This window comes from Brevundimonas sp. VNH65, from assembly GCF_049445955.1.
GTDB lineage: Bacteria > Pseudomonadota > Alphaproteobacteria > Caulobacterales > Caulobacteraceae > Brevundimonas.
The window spans coordinates 97,891-113,208 of sequence record NZ_JBMSDX010000004.1 but is presented as its reverse complement, the minus strand read 5'-3'; the positions used below and the strand labels follow the sequence as shown (position 1 = coordinate 113,208).

Annotated in this window: 16 protein-coding genes; 8 read left to right on the top strand and 8 right to left on the bottom strand. The window is 66.8% G+C overall.

What is annotated here, in order from left to right:
• Nucleotides 1-2: 2 nt before the first annotated feature.
• Nucleotides 3-1,715 (bottom strand): hypothetical protein, encoded by a 1,713-nt coding sequence (locus ACO2Q1_RS08915; protein ID WP_423329150.1) that lies wholly within the window; start codon nucleotides 1,713-1,715, stop codon nucleotides 3-5.
• Nucleotides 1,716-1,888: 173 nt separating this feature from the next.
• Between ACO2Q1_RS08915 and ACO2Q1_RS08910 the strand changes: the two genes are divergently transcribed.
• The 6 genes from ACO2Q1_RS08910 (at nucleotide 1,889) to ACO2Q1_RS08885 (ending at nucleotide 6,367) form a co-directional block, all read left to right on the top strand.
• A complete protein-coding gene (locus ACO2Q1_RS08910; RefSeq protein ID WP_423329149.1) occupies nucleotides 1,889-2,593 on the top strand; it encodes a response regulator transcription factor in 705 nt (234 codons plus the stop codon).
• The gene (locus tag ACO2Q1_RS08905; protein WP_423329148.1) at nucleotides 2,562-4,277 is read left to right on the top strand and encodes a stimulus-sensing domain-containing protein; all 1,716 of its coding nucleotides are present in this window, start codon (nucleotides 2,562-2,564) and stop codon (nucleotides 4,275-4,277) included. The genes ACO2Q1_RS08910 and ACO2Q1_RS08905 overlap by 32 nt, the downstream gene beginning before the upstream one ends.
• A 4-nt stretch (nucleotides 4,278-4,281) precedes the next feature.
• Entirely contained in the window at nucleotides 4,282-4,725 is a 444-nt protein-coding gene (locus ACO2Q1_RS08900; RefSeq protein WP_423329147.1) for an HPr kinase/phosphorylase, read from the top strand.
• 111 nt (nucleotides 4,726-4,836) lie between these two features.
• Nucleotides 4,837-5,244, top strand: a complete 408-nt coding sequence (locus ACO2Q1_RS08895) for a PTS sugar transporter subunit IIA (RefSeq protein ID WP_423329146.1) — start codon at nucleotides 4,837-4,839, stop codon at nucleotides 5,242-5,244.
• The gene (locus ACO2Q1_RS08890; RefSeq protein WP_423329145.1) at nucleotides 5,241-5,519 is read left to right on the top strand and encodes an HPr family phosphocarrier protein; all 279 of its coding nucleotides are present in this window, start codon (nucleotides 5,241-5,243) and stop codon (nucleotides 5,517-5,519) included. Before ACO2Q1_RS08895 ends, ACO2Q1_RS08890 begins: the two co-directional genes overlap by 4 nt.
• 23 nt (nucleotides 5,520-5,542) lie before the next feature.
• Nucleotides 5,543-6,367: an energy transducer TonB gene (locus ACO2Q1_RS08885; RefSeq protein WP_423329144.1), complete on the top strand. Its 825-nt coding sequence runs from the start codon at nucleotides 5,543-5,545 to the stop codon at nucleotides 6,365-6,367.
• On the opposite strand, the gene ACO2Q1_RS08880 is transcribed toward ACO2Q1_RS08885, so the two are convergent.
• From ACO2Q1_RS08880 to ACO2Q1_RS08850, 7 genes are all read right to left on the bottom strand, one after another.
• On the bottom strand, nucleotides 6,277-7,815 hold the full coding sequence (locus ACO2Q1_RS08880) for a hypothetical protein (RefSeq protein WP_423329143.1): 1,539 nt from the start codon (nucleotides 7,813-7,815) through the stop codon (nucleotides 6,277-6,279). The genes ACO2Q1_RS08885 and ACO2Q1_RS08880 overlap by 91 nt on opposite strands.
• A 48-nt stretch (nucleotides 7,816-7,863) precedes the next feature.
• Entirely contained in the window at nucleotides 7,864-10,704 is a 2,841-nt protein-coding gene (locus ACO2Q1_RS08875; RefSeq protein ID WP_423329142.1) for an AMP-binding protein, read from the bottom strand.
• 74 nt (nucleotides 10,705-10,778) lie between these two features.
• Nucleotides 10,779-11,099 carry a hypothetical protein gene (locus ACO2Q1_RS08870; protein ID WP_423329141.1) on the bottom strand — a complete coding sequence of 107 codons (321 nt, stop codon included), beginning with the start codon at nucleotides 11,097-11,099 and terminating at the stop codon, nucleotides 10,779-10,781.
• Nucleotides 11,089-11,823 carry a hypothetical protein gene (locus ACO2Q1_RS08865; RefSeq protein WP_423329140.1) on the bottom strand — a complete coding sequence of 245 codons (735 nt, stop codon included), beginning with the start codon at nucleotides 11,821-11,823 and terminating at the stop codon, nucleotides 11,089-11,091. Before ACO2Q1_RS08865 ends, ACO2Q1_RS08870 begins: the two co-directional genes overlap by 11 nt.
• A complete protein-coding gene (locus tag ACO2Q1_RS08860; protein ID WP_423329139.1) occupies nucleotides 11,820-12,440 on the bottom strand; it encodes an HAD family hydrolase in 621 nt (206 codons plus the stop codon). Before ACO2Q1_RS08860 ends, ACO2Q1_RS08865 begins: the two co-directional genes overlap by 4 nt.
• Nucleotides 12,437-13,054, bottom strand: a complete 618-nt coding sequence (locus ACO2Q1_RS08855; protein WP_423329138.1) for a hypothetical protein — start codon at nucleotides 13,052-13,054, stop codon at nucleotides 12,437-12,439. The genes ACO2Q1_RS08860 and ACO2Q1_RS08855 overlap by 4 nt, the downstream gene beginning before the upstream one ends.
• A complete protein-coding gene (locus ACO2Q1_RS08850; protein ID WP_423329137.1) occupies nucleotides 13,051-13,821 on the bottom strand; it encodes a glycosyltransferase family 2 protein in 771 nt (256 codons plus the stop codon). Before ACO2Q1_RS08850 ends, ACO2Q1_RS08855 begins: the two co-directional genes overlap by 4 nt.
• Nucleotides 13,822-14,050: 229 nt before the next feature.
• Here ACO2Q1_RS08850 and ACO2Q1_RS08845 point away from each other — a divergent pair, with 229 nt between their 5' ends.
• Nucleotides 14,051-14,407 carry a hypothetical protein gene (locus ACO2Q1_RS08845; protein WP_423329136.1) on the top strand — a complete coding sequence of 119 codons (357 nt, stop codon included), beginning with the start codon at nucleotides 14,051-14,053 and terminating at the stop codon, nucleotides 14,405-14,407.
• Nucleotides 14,408-14,431: 24 nt separating this feature from the next.
• Entirely contained in the window at nucleotides 14,432-15,301 is an 870-nt protein-coding gene (locus ACO2Q1_RS08840; RefSeq protein WP_423329135.1) for an ABC transporter permease, read from the top strand.
• Nucleotides 15,302-15,318: the final 17 nt, after the last annotated feature.

Genomic DNA, 15,318 nt, shown 5'->3' with positions numbered 1-15,318 from the left:
GGTCAGGCCGCCAGACCCGCCGTCTTCATCAGACCCCGGATTTCGGGAAGGATGTCGGTCGCCTGGGCCAGGGAGGTCCGCGCCTCGGGCGTCCGCATCAGCCGCAGGGCCTCCGCCTTGGCCCGATCGGCCGCCGGACCCAGCGGCGCGGTCTGCCCCGCCGCAAGCCGCAGCAGGGCGGCGATCTTCTGCGGCGGAGGCGCCTCGGCCCGCGCCATCAGGGCCACGAGGCGAGCGTCCGCCTCGATCTGTCCGCCCAGAACCCCGATCGCATTGAGCACGGCTTCCTGATCGGTCTCGGAAAAATGACAGGCGCGGACCGATCGCTGGAGCCCGGCCAGGACGGCCAGCTTCTGTATCGGATGAACGCCAGGCGCGCGCATTTCGGTCTCGAATCTCAGGCTTGTGACGCTGGCCGACAACCACCGCGCGGCGGCGCGCTTGTTCGCACCGCCGGTGACGTTTTCACACAGCCGCGTCAGGCTCTCGACCTCCTGCAAGGTGGTCTCCAGACCGGCGGTGCAGGCCCCGACGAAATCCGCCGTCACCAGCATCTGGGACCGCTCGATGAAGGCCTCCTGCACCTCCTCCGCCGTCACCAGGCGGCCGGTGGCGGCGGTCAGGGCGGCGGCGAGGGCGCGCAGGACGGCGATCTCCCCCTGGGCGTCTCCGGGTTGCAGCCGCTTGGTGCCGGCCAGCTCCCTGAGCACCATTCGGCTGAGGGCGCGGGCGAGGGCCGGGAACTGCCCCGCCGCGAGGCGCAGGGCCAGGCGTCCGGCGGGCCCGTCCACGGCAGGGATCATCTGGCCCATCCGAGGCTCGGCCCGGATCAGGGCCTCAACCTCGTGCGGCGCGCACATCCGCACGATCGCAGTCAGGGCGGCCCCCGGCGTGAGGCCGGGTCCGAGGATGCCGGCGAGGCCGGTCGGCTGGGCGGTGATGTCGCTCAGGAACTGTTCGATCTGGCCCAGCACCAGATCGCGTCCCGGACCTTCGGCCGGGGCGCGGTCGGCCATGTCCATCAGCAGACCGAGCCGTTCGCTGGGTCCGGCTCCGGCCGCCGTGGCCCGGCACAGCGTCCCGCCCATCAGGAAGGCGGCGTCGGGCCGCCCGGCCAGACGGTCGGCGATCTCGGCCAGCGGCGTCTGTGCGGCGTCACCGAAGGCCTCGCGGCGATGGGCGGTCATCACCCGTGCGACGGCCGCCTCGGCGAGCCGCTGGTAGTGACGGATCAGATCATGGACCTTGCGTCCGGACGCCTGGCTCTCGGGGACCGCCACCTTCTGGATGGCGTGCTGCATCTCCACGCCGGAGGCTTCCAGCCGCTCCACCAGATCGGCGCGATGCAGCAGTTCATAGACGGTGATGCGGTTGCGCCGCAGCCAGTCTTCCAGCACCGCGCTCAGGCGTTCGCGCCCTATGGGCGTGTAGAGATCCTGGGGCGAGTTGCAGATCGAGGCGACCTCGGCCTCCTCGGCGGCGCGCCGCCGCTTCGGCTCCGGCGCCCCCTGGGTCAGGATGGTGACGCTGGCGAACTCCATCGTCTCCGGATCCAGGGTCTCCTTGGTCACACGCACGGCGGCTGCGGATCCGCTGCCGAGCAATTCCTCGGCCGTCTCCACCGCGTGGGCGCGGTCTTCCGTCGCGATCGCCAGCGTCCAGCCGGACGGAGGCGTCCTGCGGATATAGACTTCGTAATGGATCGGCCCCGCCATACCCTTCCCCTGGCACGAAAGGATTTAAGACCGGGTTCATGCGCCCGGCCCTTGGCCCGACGGACCCCACGCCCTAATGTCACCGCGATCACGGCGAACGGTTACGCTTGTCGTGCGTTAGATTGCGACGAACCGGCGGCCACGCGGGCCGCGACGCGCTGAGGAGGGCCGATTTGGCCAACATCACCCTTGTCGACGACGACGAGAACATCGTCGCCTCGGTCTCCCTGGCTCTGGAGAGCCACGGCCACAAGATCACCGCCTATCATGACGGCGCCTCGGGCCTTGAGGCGCTGGAGGCCACGCCGCCTGATCTCGCGATCCTCGACGTCAAGATGCCGCGCATGGACGGCATGGAGGTGCTGCGGCGCCTGCGCCAGACGTCGCAACTGCCGGTGATCATGCTGACCTCCAAGGACGAGGAGATCGACGAGATCCTCGGCTTCAACCTCGGCGCCGACGACTACATCCACAAGCCGTTCAGCCAGCGCCTGCTGATCGAACGGGTCAAGGCCCTGTTGCGCCGCACGGGCGGCGACGGCGGCGCGCCTGAACCGTCCGGCGAAAGCTCGGGCAAGGCGATCCGCCGCGGCAAGCTGGTGATGGATCCGGCGCGCCACGAAAGCACCTGGGACGGCCGCCCCGTCAAACTGACGGTGACCGAATTCCTGCTGCTCCAGGCTCTGGCCCAGCGCCCCGGCTTCGTGAAGAGCCGCGACAACCTGATGGACGCCGCCTACGACGACCAGGTCTATGTCGACGACCGCACCATCGACAGCCACGTGAAGCGGATGCGCAAGAAGTTCCGGGTCGTCGATCCCGAGTTCGACGCGATCGAGACCCTGTATGGCGTCGGCTACCGGTACCGCGAAAGCTGACCCCGGCGCGTCGGGGGCGACGCGGGAACGGGACCAGGTCCGCCGTGACCTGACGCGCCGGCTCAACCGCTTCGGCGGTTCGCGCCTGGGCGGGCTGATCTTCGTCCTCAACCTGATCAGCCTGCTGATCCTGCTGGTGGGCGCCTTGGCGCTGAATGAATGGCGACGCGGACTGGTCGAGGCGCGCCAGGATTCGCTCATGGGTCAGGCGGAGCTCCTGGCCAATGTGCTCGCCGACAAGGAATATACCGTCGGCGTCCCTACCCCCCGGTTCAATATTGAAAAGTCGCCGCTGCTGCTCCGCGACGTCTTCATTCCGGAAGGCCAGCGCGCGCGACTCTACGACGCCGACGGCGTTCTGGCCGCCGATTCCGCCGGGGCGATCTCCGGCGGAGCGGCGGATCTGCTGCGTCCCTTCGCCGATTCCTATGCCGTCACCGAGGCCATCCCCGGCCGGCCCCTCCCCCCGGCCCGGCCTGCGGGCACGCCCGTCCAGGAGAAGTCGGAGAGAACGCTCTCGAACGAGACGACGCGCGAACGTCGCGCGAGATCCGAACTGTACGAAGAGGTGACCGCCGCTCTGGACGGCGCGCCGCAGAAGACCGTCCGGCACGACGAGGAAGGCCGCCAGGTCGTGTCCGTCTCCCTTCCGGTGCGTCACGTGAACCAGATCCTCGGCGTCCTGACCCTGGAAAGCGGCGATGTCGCCGAGATTCTGGCTGCGCAGCGCCTGGCCCTGCTGCCCTTCGCCCTCGTGGCCGTGGTCGTCAGCATCCTGACCTCCGTCCTGCTCCATCTGTTCGTCGCCCGGCCGATCCTGAGGCTGTCGGCGGCGGCCGACGCTGTGCGCATGCAGCGCGCGCGCGCCATCTCCCTGCCCGACCTCGAGGGCCGTCGCGACGAGATCGGCGATCTGGCCAAATCTCTGGAGACGATGACGGAGACGCTGTCGGACCGTATGGATGCGATCGAAAGCTTCGCCGCCGACGTCAGTCACGAGATCAAGAACCCCCTGACCTCGATCCGCTCTGCGCTCGAGACGCTGGAGCTGGTCAAGACGGCGGAGCAGCGGGAGAAGCTGACCACCCTGTTGCAGGCCGACGTGAAACGTCTGGATCGCCTGATCACCGACATTTCCAACGCCTCGCGACTCGACGCCGAGCTGTCGCGCGAGCGTCCCCGGCCGATCGACCTGAATGTGCTGATCAGCGATATCGTCGGCGTCTACGACACCACGGCGAGAGACGGCGACGTCCCGGTGCGCCTGACCGTCACGGAGGCGACCGCCCCCGTCCTGGGACGAGACGGCCCCCTGGGCCAGGTGTTCCGCAACCTGATCGACAACGCCCGCTCCTTCAGCCCGGCGGGCGGCGAGGTCCGGATCTCCATCGGTCGCCAGGGCCCCGAACCGGAACGGGTGCGTGTCGTGGTGGACGACGACGGCCCGGGCATACCTGCGGACAATCTGGAGACCGTGTTCAAGCGATTCTACACCTCCAGGCCCAGGGGAGCGGCCTTCGGCTCGAACTCAGGCCTCGGCCTGTCCATCGTGCGCCAGATCGTGGAGGCTCACGGAGGACAGGTTCGCGCCGAGAATCGCCACAATACCCACGGCTCTGTCACCGGCGCCCGGTTCGTGGTCGAACTGCCGGTGACCCACCTGACGCCGTCCCGACGCGCCTGACGCCATGCGGGTGCACGCCACAGCGGTCGCGCGTCGCGAGCTCGAGAGTTGGCGCGGCGTCCTGCTCACAGGCGCGCCGGGCAGCGGCAAGAGCGACCTGGCGCTGCGACTCATCGACCGGGGATGGCGTCTGGTCGCGGACGACCAGACCTTCCTGTGGCGCTCCGGCCCGGCCCTCTACGCCGCCCTCCCGCCCGCCATGGGCCGCAGCATTTCCGGCCTGATCGAGCTTCGCGGCTTCGGAATTTCCACGACGCCGCGACCGCCGCTGGCCCTCGCGCGGATCGCGTTGATCTGCGACTGCCTCCAGACCGCCCCCGAGAGGCTGCCGGACCCGGACCGTCGCCCGCTCCTGGGACTGTCGCTTCCCCGGATGGCCGTCGACATCCGACCGGCGTCCGCCGTTCTCCTTGTCGAAGCCGCCCTCAGGGAGGCGACACGCCTGTGACGAGGGGACGCTTTAAACCCGGTCGGCTTTCCTCTATTCAAGGCCCCCTTGCCCGCACCGTCCTTCCCGACGGCCGGGCGCGGAACGAGGCGGCGAGTTGGTGAAGCCTTCATGATCGGCCTGGTCATCGTCACGCACGGCGGCCTGGCGTCGGAGTTTCTGGCGGCCATGGAGCATGTGGTCGGCCCTCAGCGCGGCGTCGCCGCCATTTGTATTGGTCCCGAGGACGACATGGCGCGCCGACGGCGCGACATCGTCGATGCGGCCGGCGCCGTGGACGACGGCTCCGGCGTCATTCTGCTGACCGACATGTTCGGCGGCACGCCCTCCAACTTGGCCATTTCGGTCATGGAGGAAACCCATGCCGAGGTCATCGCCGGCCTGAACCTGCCCATGCTGATCAAGCTGGCCAGCGTGCGCCAGCGCGAGACGCTGGAGGCCTGCGTCGCCCACGCCCAGGACGCCGCCCGCAAATACATCTCCGTCGCCTCCTGGGTGCTGGCCGGGGAGAAGGGATGAGCGAGACCGTCCGGGCCACGGCCGACATCTGCAACACCCGTGGCCTGCACGCCCGCGCCTCCGCAAAGTTCGTCAAGACGGCCTCGGCCTTCGAGAGCGACATCCGCGTCAGCCGCGACGGCGCGACGGTGAACGCCCTGTCGATCATGGGGCTTCTGATGCTGGGCGCCGGGATCGGCTGTTCGATCGACATTGAGGCCGAGGGCCCCGACGCCCGCGCGGCCGTCGACGCCCTGCTGGACCTCGTCGCCCGCAAGTTCGACGAAGACGCCTGAGGGTGGTCGGGCTCCGGCTTCCGATGCGCCCGTTCGTGCTGTCGCTGGCCGCCCTGACGGTCCTCGGCGGCTGCGCCACCAGCGAGATCGTCAACGCCTCCTGGCGCAGTGTTCCCAGCGGCGACGACATGGCCGACGCCTATCCCGGATTCGCGGCGGCGCTGGGTCTCAGAGGGTCCGCGCGCCTCACCTGTCAGGCCCGACCGGACGGGCGTCTGGCCGACTGCAAGCCGGACCGCGTTCGCCCCTCGGGCCTGGGCTTTGATCAGGCCGCGCTTGATCTGGTCGATCGCTTCCAGACCGCCCCCCGCACGCGCGACGGCGAGCCTGTAGCCTCCGAGGTCCGTTTCACCGTGCGGTTCGAACTGGCCCCTGATGAACCGCCGTCGCCCTGGAGCGGGGCCGAACCATCGGCAGAGGCGCTGTCCCTGGCGCAGGAGATCGCCCCCCGCTTCACCGCGCCCCTGACCCAGGGACCGGGCGCCGTCAGCCTGGATGGCCTGCCGGCGGATCGGGTCGTCGCCGTTCAGTCCATGGTGCGGACGCTTGACCAGACCTGGCGATCGCGCCGGGCCGAGGCCACCGCCCTGGCCATGGCCCGAACCGTTCCCGTCTCGACCCTGGAGATGCTGCGCTTCGGCAACCGTCGCCCGCCGCGTCCCGATCTTTCAGATGCCGAACTGGCCAGCGCGGGCGACCGCCTGTCCGCCGTCGACGATGAGGCGATGGCGGACCTCAGGGCCCGGTATTGCGCCCGCTACGACTGCGCCGAACCTCGGCCGAGCAGGCGCTCGAGCGTTTTCGTGAATCCGGTAGGGGCCGCCGCCCCGGTCGCCTCCGGCGCCTGACCCGTCCCGGAGGACGAAACCGCGCTCTCTTGCGGCCCTCCGTCCTCGACGACATCAACCGGCGAAACGGCTGCGGCCTCTGACACCGCCACGTCGCCACCGGGTTGGTTCAGCACGCGGTCGTCCGTCGCGGCGACATCCGGGGCCGACGGGGCGTCCGGCTCATCGGCGAAGTCGCTCTGCACGATGGCGTCCACCGGGCCCGACGCAGCAGCCAACCGTTCCGGAGAAATCGGACGGCCGCCCTGGAGATCGTTGACCAGCCGACGCAGGAAATTGACCTCCTCGCTCAGGCGGACGCCCTCCTGGGTGTCCACCATCAGACTGATCCGCTCGCCCGAGAGCTTGATCCGCCGCCGCCTTGATCCGGCGTCTTCCTCGACGAGGCGGTGTCCCGTGTTCGGGAAGCGGTCTGCAATGGACCGCTGCAGGGCTCGAATGCTGTCTGACGGGTTGAGAGGGTTCGCCGAATAGGATCGCCAATAGGCCGGGTCTTCCGTGCGATCGAGCGCCTCGGCCATGCGCGCGCCAAGGTCGTCCATGGCGAACCGTCTCTCCAGAATCGCCGCCCCTGCGCGTTCCTCGAAGACATTCGACGAATGAATGGGCTCGTAGAACCGCACCCCCGGCGTCTGGCTTGGCCCGAACATCGCCCTCAGATCAAAGCCTTCGGGGAGAGGCCCCTGCGCCCGCCGCTGTTCGTCAGCGACGAAGCCGATGCGGAAATAGTGATTCATCAGCCGGGTGTTCAACGCCACCGCGTCGAGGAAGACGTCGGATTGCAACAGGATGTCCTGTCTCGCCTGTCCATCGACAGCATCATTGAACACCAGAGGCGGCGCGACCTGAAAATAGGCCTCCAGCAGTGGAAACTGGCCGGCGAAGGCCCCTCGAAAGAAGAACTGCTCGGGCGCCATATGGCTGCAGAGGTACTCGGTCGACAGGTCGAAGTTCGCCAGGCGCAGCAGGTCCTCCCGCACGCCAAAATAGATGATGTCGTTCACATAGAAGGGGATTTCCAGCGAATGCATCACCACGGCGATCTTGGAGCCGAACACCTCCGGCCATCCCGCCTTGGGCGTGAGCGTCAGATCGATCTGCTCGAGGATCGCACGCACCGGGCCCGTCAGATCGCCCAAGTCAGGTCGCGTCTTCAGCACCTTCACGCCTTCCGGCACCGCCTGCAGGCCGTAGTAGAGGCTGCGCGCTTGGTGGACGGTATGGCCCACGGTTTTCAGGATCGGAGGGTCGGTCTCGACCAGGATGAACTCGCCGCGCGACCAGGCCTCGCCGACCTCGGGGTAGCGGTCGATCTCTCCGGCCCAGGTGGACAGAACGACGTCCTCGATCACACCGTCCGCCTTCCAGGCCCGAAGGGTTTCGAGCTTGGTCGCGAAAACCGCCGCGTCGCGAATCATGCCGCAGACGACAACCCAAGGCTTCGACATCGAAGAAATGACTCCTGCGTCCTGATCGGCCGCCACTAACGCCGGACGTCAGGCCTCGGCTTCGACCAGAGACATGCCGTCATTGGCGAACTTGTTCAAGCTGGCTCTGCGCGCGAGCTTGCCGCTTGACGATTTCACCAGATACCCGCGGGGAAGGAGCCGAATTGTGGCGGGGGTCACGCCCGTCGACCCGAACACCATCTCACCGATCGCCGCCGACATCGCCGCCTCGTCCAGCACATCGTCGGGCAAGGATTCCGCCAGCACGATGATACGGCTTGTGCCGACCTCGTCATCGAACTCGCCGGCGACCAGCACCCGCCCCGGCGCGACGCCCGGAACGGCGGCGATCTGATCCTCCACCTCGTGGGCGACGATGTTGCGTCCGTTGACGAGGATCAGATCGTCCGTGCGCCCGACGACGAACAGTTCTCCGTCATTCAGCCGGCCCAGATCACCGGTCCTGTACCAGCCGTCGATCAGCCTCTTGCTCGTCAGTTCGGGCAGCCGGTGATAACCGCCGAAAAGACAGCTGGACCTCAGCCATATCTCTCCGAGTTGTCCGAGGGGAACGGGCCAGCCGTCGGGATCACGAATTTCAACCGCCGCCCCCTGCAGCGGCCGCCCGCTGGACAGGTATTCCGCGCCATCGTCGGCCAGCCGCCGCGTGACCTGGCCGGCCTCGGTCTGGGTCACCGCAAAGACGTTCTCCGCCATCGCATAGGAAACCTGCAGCCTGTCGGGAGTGATCCCGGCTTCCGCGTACCGTTCCAGAAAGGCGTCGAACGCTGCGGCGCGGCAGGGCTCCGAACAGTTGACGAACATCCGCATCGATCCGAGATTCCGGCCTCGGGTCCGGTCGTTGCGCACGATATGCAGGAAGGCGAAGTTCGGCAGCCAGCAATACTGGGCCTGCTCGGACTCGATCAGATCCAGCAGCAGGCCCGGGCGGACCACCCATTCCTGTGCGTCCAGACTGATTATCGGGCAGCCCATGATCGTCGGCAGGATGAAACTCGTGATCAATCCCATGTCGTGATAGAGCGGCAGCCAGCTGGCGATGCGATCCCCGGCCTCCAGGCCGATCGCCGCCGAGTACAGCCGCACCTGCTCCAGCACCTGAGTATGGGTCAGCATGACCCCCTTCTTGTGTCCCGTGGTCCCGGAACTGTGTTGCAGGAAGGCGACGACCTCGCCGAAACCTTCCGTCGGCGACGGCGGGGCGAAACCGGCCACCTCGTCGGCGTCCGCAGGGGCCAGCCTGGCCATATCCACGAGGTCGAAGTCTCCCGAGGGCACGGAGTCAGCGGCTGCGCCGCCGGTCAGAACGGCGGCAGGCCGGATGCGGCGGAACAGGACCGACATCGAGTCCTGAAACACCGACGCGTCCTGACGCGGCGTGCGGGGCGCCAGAATGGTCGGCGTGAGCCCGGCGAGAATACAGCCGATGAAGCCGGAATAGAGATGGGCCGAATGATCCAGCACCAGGGCGACGACCGCCCCGCGCGGCAGGTGCGTCAGGCGCGCCGCCACACTCAAGGCATCCGCCAGAACCTCGCCGTTTGAGATGACGCGCCGCTCCTTTCCGTGGACCAGGAGCAGGTAGGGGGCGCGTGGATGGCTGCGCGCACGCGCGAGGAAATCAGCGAAGAGATTGCGCCCCGAATCGGCTCCGCCCCAGTCCACTGGCGCAGCGACGAGACGTGGACCGAGTGAATCTCTCGGCGCGTCCGGGGCAGATACGGCCGGCGGCCTGTCCGCCTTGTCAGGCGCCTCCGCCGCATCGACATGGTCCGCCGCTCGAACGCCGACCTCCAGAAGGAATCGACGCAGCGCGGGTACGTTGACGGCCTCGGTCGTCGCCTCGAACGGCAGTTTGACGTCGAACGCCTCCTCGACCGCCAGAACCACTCCGATCTGCTTGAGGCTGTCCCATTTCTCGGTGCGATTCATCGCCGCGTCCTCGCCGATTTCCTCGGCCGGTGCCCCGATCGCGGCGGCGACCACGGGCAGAAGCGATTTGTCGCTGTCCGACACAGCCTCTGCGACCTGCGGGCTGGGCGTGCATGAATGATCGACCTCGGCCTCGACAACCTCACGCGGAAGCGGCTTGTTGGTCCAGTTGCTCCAACCGCTCAGCACCGACATGTGCATGTGGCCGGCCAGGGCGCGATAGACCGACATGTCGAAGTGATTGCGATCGTCCGGCAGCCTGGTCAGCGACACGGGCAGATTCGTCGGCGGCAGAACCTCCACCCCCATGGCCGACGCCCTGTCGACGAACAGGTCATGAAAGCCGATGGCCCTTTCGTAGCGCCCGGGATCGCCGATGGCCGTGCAATAGGGGGCGCTGGAGAAGATGATGCGCGCACGCGGCTGGAGCGCCTTCACGAAACGGGTGATCTCGATCCAATTGTCCGCCGACTGCTGAGGCGTGAGCGGCGTGCCGACTTCGATCGACTCCGCCAGCGCGGCATGAACGTCAATCAAGTGCAGCGGGAAGAAGATGTCGAACGGGTCGCAAGCGGCGCCCTTGTAGCGGACAATCTCGGCGCTGAGATCGTTGAGATTGTCGAGCAACAACAGGTCGAATTTCGCCTGATGGAGGTTGGCCCAGAGGCCCGGGCGCGACGGCTCGATCTCCGTCATGCCGCAAAGGTGGCGATAGTTTTCGCGCAGGAAGCGGTTGGCGTCGTCGGCAGCCGGATCCACGCCGAACAGCTCCTGCACCAGCGGAAGCGGCGGCGGTTCACGCCCCTCGATCACCTGGGAAACGAACAGGTCGCTGCGCTGCGCGGCGGAATTGTTCAGCCGCGTCCACCCGTAATCTGCCATCAGCAAGGCTGCGGGCAGGTTGGAAAGGCAGCTGCCGATGACTCCGACGTTCATGGCTCAGGCGTCTATAGGGACGGCGCTTTTCTGTCGACAACCCGCGCAAGGCGAGGCGGAGCCCACTTTCGCGATCAGAGCACGTATTTGTCGTCCGGCGCCGAGGGCGTCTTGACCACGACCGTGACCACGTCGGTCAGCGCCAGAAAATCCGTCGCCTCTCCCGGTTCGATGGTCAGGATGTCGCCGGGCCCCCATTCGGCGCCCAGCATGCGAACGCGGCCGGACACGATGGCGGTGATCTCGGTGGCCACCTTGTGCATGTGGGAGGCCTCGTGATCACCCTCCGCATAGTGTTTGATCGCCACTTCACAGGCCTCGCTGCGCAGGGCGGTCGGCGCGAAATCGCCGACGAACCATCCCTTGGTCATCGTCTCCAGACGATCATGACGCATGGCGGATTCTCTCTTCGAACGTGTGGCCCAGCTGATCGACCATGCGCTGGTCCTTCATCGGATGGTACTGATCTGGGGCCAGGGCGTGGGCGGCGATCCGCTTCCCCTGCAGCACCAGTTCATTGAGCGACGGCGCGATGTAGAAGACGTCGTTCACGCTCGCCCCCTTCAGGATCATCTCCTGCAGGCTGGCCACGAAATCCCCCGCCCGCCTGTACCAGTAGAAGCCTGAGTTGGCGCGACGACTGATCGGTCGCTTCTCGGCGGCCTCGATCACCCATCCCTCCGCATCCAGCCGGACATAGGAGTATCGCGGGTGAAGGGATTCGAAGGTCAGAACTCCCGCGTCGGCGCCCTTGCTGCGAAATCCGGAAATGATCGTCGCATAGTTCGCCTCCACATGATCCGTGGCGCTGGCGACGATCAGTTCGGCCTCCAGATCGAGATGGCCGACCGACAGCAGGGCCGTGCAGGCGGCGCCCGCCGTGCGCCGACGGATCGACAGCACCGCCGCATCGGGCGCGATCTGGCGCGCGATGTCATCGACGTGGTGTTCCTCGATGTCGCTCTGGCCGAAGGCGAAGACGAACCGCGTCTCCTTTCCCAGGTCCAGGGCGGCGACCTGACGCTCCAGCACCAGCTGCCCGTCCACCTCGGACAGCCAGATCGGATAGGTTTCGGCGCCCGGGCCTCGATCGCCCGCAGCGAGAATGAGAACGTTCATGCGGCGATCTCTGCGATGCGGCGGTCAATGTTGGCCAGGTTCACATCATCGACCGTGCGGACGACCAGGACGTGGGCGCCCGACGCCCGGGCCGCCCGTATGCCGTGCTCGTTGTCCTCGACGATCAGCGTCTCCTCCGGTCTGACCCCGAGCCGTTCCATCGCCTGAACATAGATCTCCGGGTCGGGCTTGGCCCGCGAAACGTCCTCGTTCGACAGTTGCACGTCCAGGTAACGATCCAGCCGCGACCGCTCCATCATGGCCGTCACGCTGTTGCGAACCGAGTTTGAGGCGACCGCCAGCTTCAGGCCGCGCGCCTTGAGCTTCGCCAGGGCGTACTCATGCACAAACGTCGGGCGACAGCGGGCGTTGACGATCTCCATCGTATAGGCCTGCTTGAGCGCATTGATGAAGCCGTGCAATTCCTGGGGCAACCCCTCCGTCACCGTCAGCATCTCCAGCTTGCGCCGGGTCGGCAGGCCGTCGAACGTGGTGAGGTGATCGGCGCGGCTGATCTCCAGCCCGAACAGCCGCAGGGCCTGGTTCAGGGCGTCATAGTGCCATTCCTTGGCGTCGATCAGGACGCCGTCCATGTCGAACACGACCGCCTTGATCATCCGAACATCTCCCGGGCCTTGAGCGGCAGATCGGTGCACAGCATCAGATCGTCCGTCTGCGGGGCCAGATCGGCGAGGGTCTCCCAGAACGCCTCATGGGACCGTCCATGCAGATCCGGCGACACCAGGCACACCCGCTTGTCCGCATCCAGATGTCGCCGGATGACATCGGTCGTCATCCAGCCGTGATCATGAAAGGCGTCCAGCCAGACACCCTGGGCCTCGGCATAGAGCACCGGCTCGGCCTCGACGTCGCTGTGTCGCGTGAAATAGGGCAGGCCCGCACGGGCGTAGCGCACGGTTTCCGGCCCGGACATGTCGAAGGCGAACCAGTCGATGTCCCGGCCGGCGAAGGCCGCGTCCAGAAGGCCGGAAAGACCGTCGGCCTTGACGTTCACCGCCAGGGGCAGACCGCGCCCGTCGAACAGATCGACCAGGTCCGCCCAGTCACGCGCCGTCGCCGGCGCGGGGTCATGCGAGATCACCAGCCGCCCGTCATGGTCGCGGACGTCCGTCTCGGTGCCGAACGCGTCCGCGACGGTTCGCTCGAACGCGACCCATTCGTTTTTCTCGTCGGCCTTCAGCCAGTGTCCGCGATGGCTGAGAACGATCATGCCCCGGCCTCTCGGCCCGCAGCGATCTTTTCCGGCATGCCCAGGCTGTTGAACAGGTCGAGGTCCGCCGGCGTGCCCAGACCGTACATGCCGTCGGCCTCGGCGCCGACGTTGAAGATGCGGATCGCCTTGCCTTCGGCGATCAGCTCCTCATAGGCCGGGGCGACATAGAACTCCCCGTTCACCCGTTTGTCGGCCGCGATCATGCCGTCGGCGGCCCGGACGAAGTCGGCGCCCGAGGTGAAGTTGTAGATGCCCACCGTCGCTTCGGAGGAGATGACCTCCTTCTCCACGACCCGGGTGACCCGACCCTGGTCGTCCAGGGCGACGAAGGACCATTTCGGATCGTCCGCCGTCATCGTCATGATCAGGCCGTCCGCCCCGTCCTGCGCCGCCAGATAGTCGTCGATGTCGATATCGACGTACTGATCGCTGTTGGCGATCATCAGCGGACCTGGGCCGATATGCTCGCGCGCGGTCAGGACCGTACAGGCGGCGCCCTCGGTCACCCCGTCCAGCTCGACGATGGCGCAGCCGGGCGCCCAGGCCTCGAATCGCGGCCGCAGGCCATACTCGGCCACATGGGTGCGCTGGCAGATGAACACGAAACGATGCGGTCGCGACGGCGCCAGATTGTCGATGACCAGCCTGATCATCGGCTCGCCCGCCACCGGAATCAGGGGCTTGGGGTCAGCGTAGCCGGCGTCTGCGAACCGGCTGCCGCGCCCGGCCATGGGAACGACGATGGTCAGGATTTCGTCCGCCATGAAGACGACTGCTTTCCAGCTGGATTGAGGGCCGCGCGCCGGCGAGGCATCAACGCCCTCCCTAGCGCATGGACGGGGGCGAAGTGAACCCCGATGAACGGCGGCGCCCGTGCAGTTCGCGATGGCACTTGATTCGCACACGCCTCCGACGTCAGAAGACCTCATCGGGCCGGGCGCGTCGGCGCCCGCCCGGGGCCGTGTAGCGTATCGCGTATTGAGGAGCAGTCGGATGATCTTGAGCGGAGCGAGCCTGATCGCTGCGGACGGACTTCATGACGACGGATGGTGCTGGCCCCAGACCCGGCTGTCGCTCAAGGCGCTCCAGCCCGCCCGTGAACTGCGGATCGGCGTCTGGTTCAAGCCCGAGGAGCACGGCCCCAGGCGCGTCCTTTTCACTGTCGGACCCGACGGCGCCGCGCCCACCGTCGATTTCGTGGAACTCGACCGCCGCTCCGAGCTGACCGTCTCGATGAACCTGTCAGAGGGCGACGAGCTCGGGGTCCGTCTGTCCACCCCACACCGGGCGTCCCGCGGCGACGACGCGCGCGACCTGTCCTTCGTCCTGACCAGCGTCACCCTTCTTTGAGCCGTTGACGTCCGGCGCGCCCCCTTGCGTCTCGCCGCCGTTGGGGGCACAGCAGTCGCCCGGGCGAAGCGTCGGCTGAAAATGCGACGGCGCAAGCTCGTCGCCGGATGTTTTTTGGACCCCATGCGCGAACTGAAGAAGCAAGTCCGCATCGTCGGCGCCCTGATCCTGCGGGAACTCGTGACCCGCTATGGGCGCGAAGGTCTGGGCTTCCTCTGGCTGGTGCTCGAGCCGCTCGTCTTCTGTTTCGGCGTCATGGGCATGTGGACCCTCATCAAGCCGGAATACGAACACGGAATCCGCCTCGGGCCGTTCATCATGACCGGCTATATGAGCATCCTGGTTTTCCGGCATGTCGTGGGGATAAGCACCGGCGCACTTCAGGCGAACATTGGCCTGATGCAGCATCGTATCGTGCGCCCCCTTCATATCTACGCCGCCAGGACGGTGATGGAGTTCATCGGCTGCGCCCTGGCCTTCCTGGTCGTTTATGTTGTTCTTCTCGCCATCGAATGGGTGGAGCCGCCGCAAGATTATCTCAAGCTTTACAGCGGCTATCTGCTGATGGGCTGGGTTTCGGTCGGATTCGCCCTCACCATCTCTTCGCTCGCGATCCGCTATGAAGTGATCGAGCGTGTCCTGCCCGTGTCGATGTATCTGATCATCCCGCTGTCCGGGGCCTTCTTCATGATGGACTGGATACCGCCGGGCTATCGGGAAATTCTTCTTCTTAACCCTTTGCCCCACACCATCGAGATGGTTCGGGACGGAGTGTTCGGAGAGTTCGTGAAGACGCACTACAACCCCGTCTATCCCCTGGCCTTCGGGGGCGTTATGACGTTCGTCGGCCTTTTGATGCTGGCCCAGGCCCGGCGCTATGTCGAAGTTGAATGACCGTCGCTGACGGAACT

Coding starts and splice junctions, on each gene's coding strand:
- ACO2Q1_RS08865 (WP_423329140.1), bottom strand. CDS start 11,823: ATGAACGTTCTCATTCTCGCTGCGGGCGATCGAGGCCCGGGCGCCGAA.
- ACO2Q1_RS08905 (WP_423329148.1), top strand. CDS start 2,562: ATGGCGTCGGCTACCGGTACCGCGAAAGCTGACCCCGGCGCGTCGGGG.
- ACO2Q1_RS08875 (WP_423329142.1), bottom strand. CDS start 10,704: ATGAACGTCGGAGTCATCGGCAGCTGCCTTTCCAACCTGCCCGCAGCC.
- ACO2Q1_RS08880 (WP_423329143.1), bottom strand. CDS start 7,815: ATGTCGAAGCCTTGGGTTGTCGTCTGCGGCATGATTCGCGACGCGGCG.
- ACO2Q1_RS08870 (WP_423329141.1), bottom strand. CDS start 11,099: ATGCGTCATGATCGTCTGGAGACGATGACCAAGGGATGGTTCGTCGGC.
- ACO2Q1_RS08855 (WP_423329138.1), bottom strand. CDS start 13,054: ATGATCGTTCTCAGCCATCGCGGACACTGGCTGAAGGCCGACGAGAAA.
- ACO2Q1_RS08890 (WP_423329145.1), top strand. CDS start 5,241: ATGAGCGAGACCGTCCGGGCCACGGCCGACATCTGCAACACCCGTGGC.
- ACO2Q1_RS08850 (WP_423329137.1), bottom strand. CDS start 13,821: ATGGCGGACGAAATCCTGACCATCGTCGTTCCCATGGCCGGGCGCGGC.
- ACO2Q1_RS08860 (WP_423329139.1), bottom strand. CDS start 12,440: ATGATCAAGGCGGTCGTGTTCGACATGGACGGCGTCCTGATCGACGCC.
- ACO2Q1_RS08885 (WP_423329144.1), top strand. CDS start 5,543: ATGCGCCCGTTCGTGCTGTCGCTGGCCGCCCTGACGGTCCTCGGCGGC.
- ACO2Q1_RS08895 (WP_423329146.1), top strand. CDS start 4,837: ATGATCGGCCTGGTCATCGTCACGCACGGCGGCCTGGCGTCGGAGTTT.
- ACO2Q1_RS08900 (WP_423329147.1), top strand. CDS start 4,282: ATGCGGGTGCACGCCACAGCGGTCGCGCGTCGCGAGCTCGAGAGTTGG.
- ACO2Q1_RS08845 (WP_423329136.1), top strand. CDS start 14,051: ATGATCTTGAGCGGAGCGAGCCTGATCGCTGCGGACGGACTTCATGAC.
- ACO2Q1_RS08915 (WP_423329150.1), bottom strand. CDS start 1,715: ATGGCGGGGCCGATCCATTACGAAGTCTATATCCGCAGGACGCCTCCG.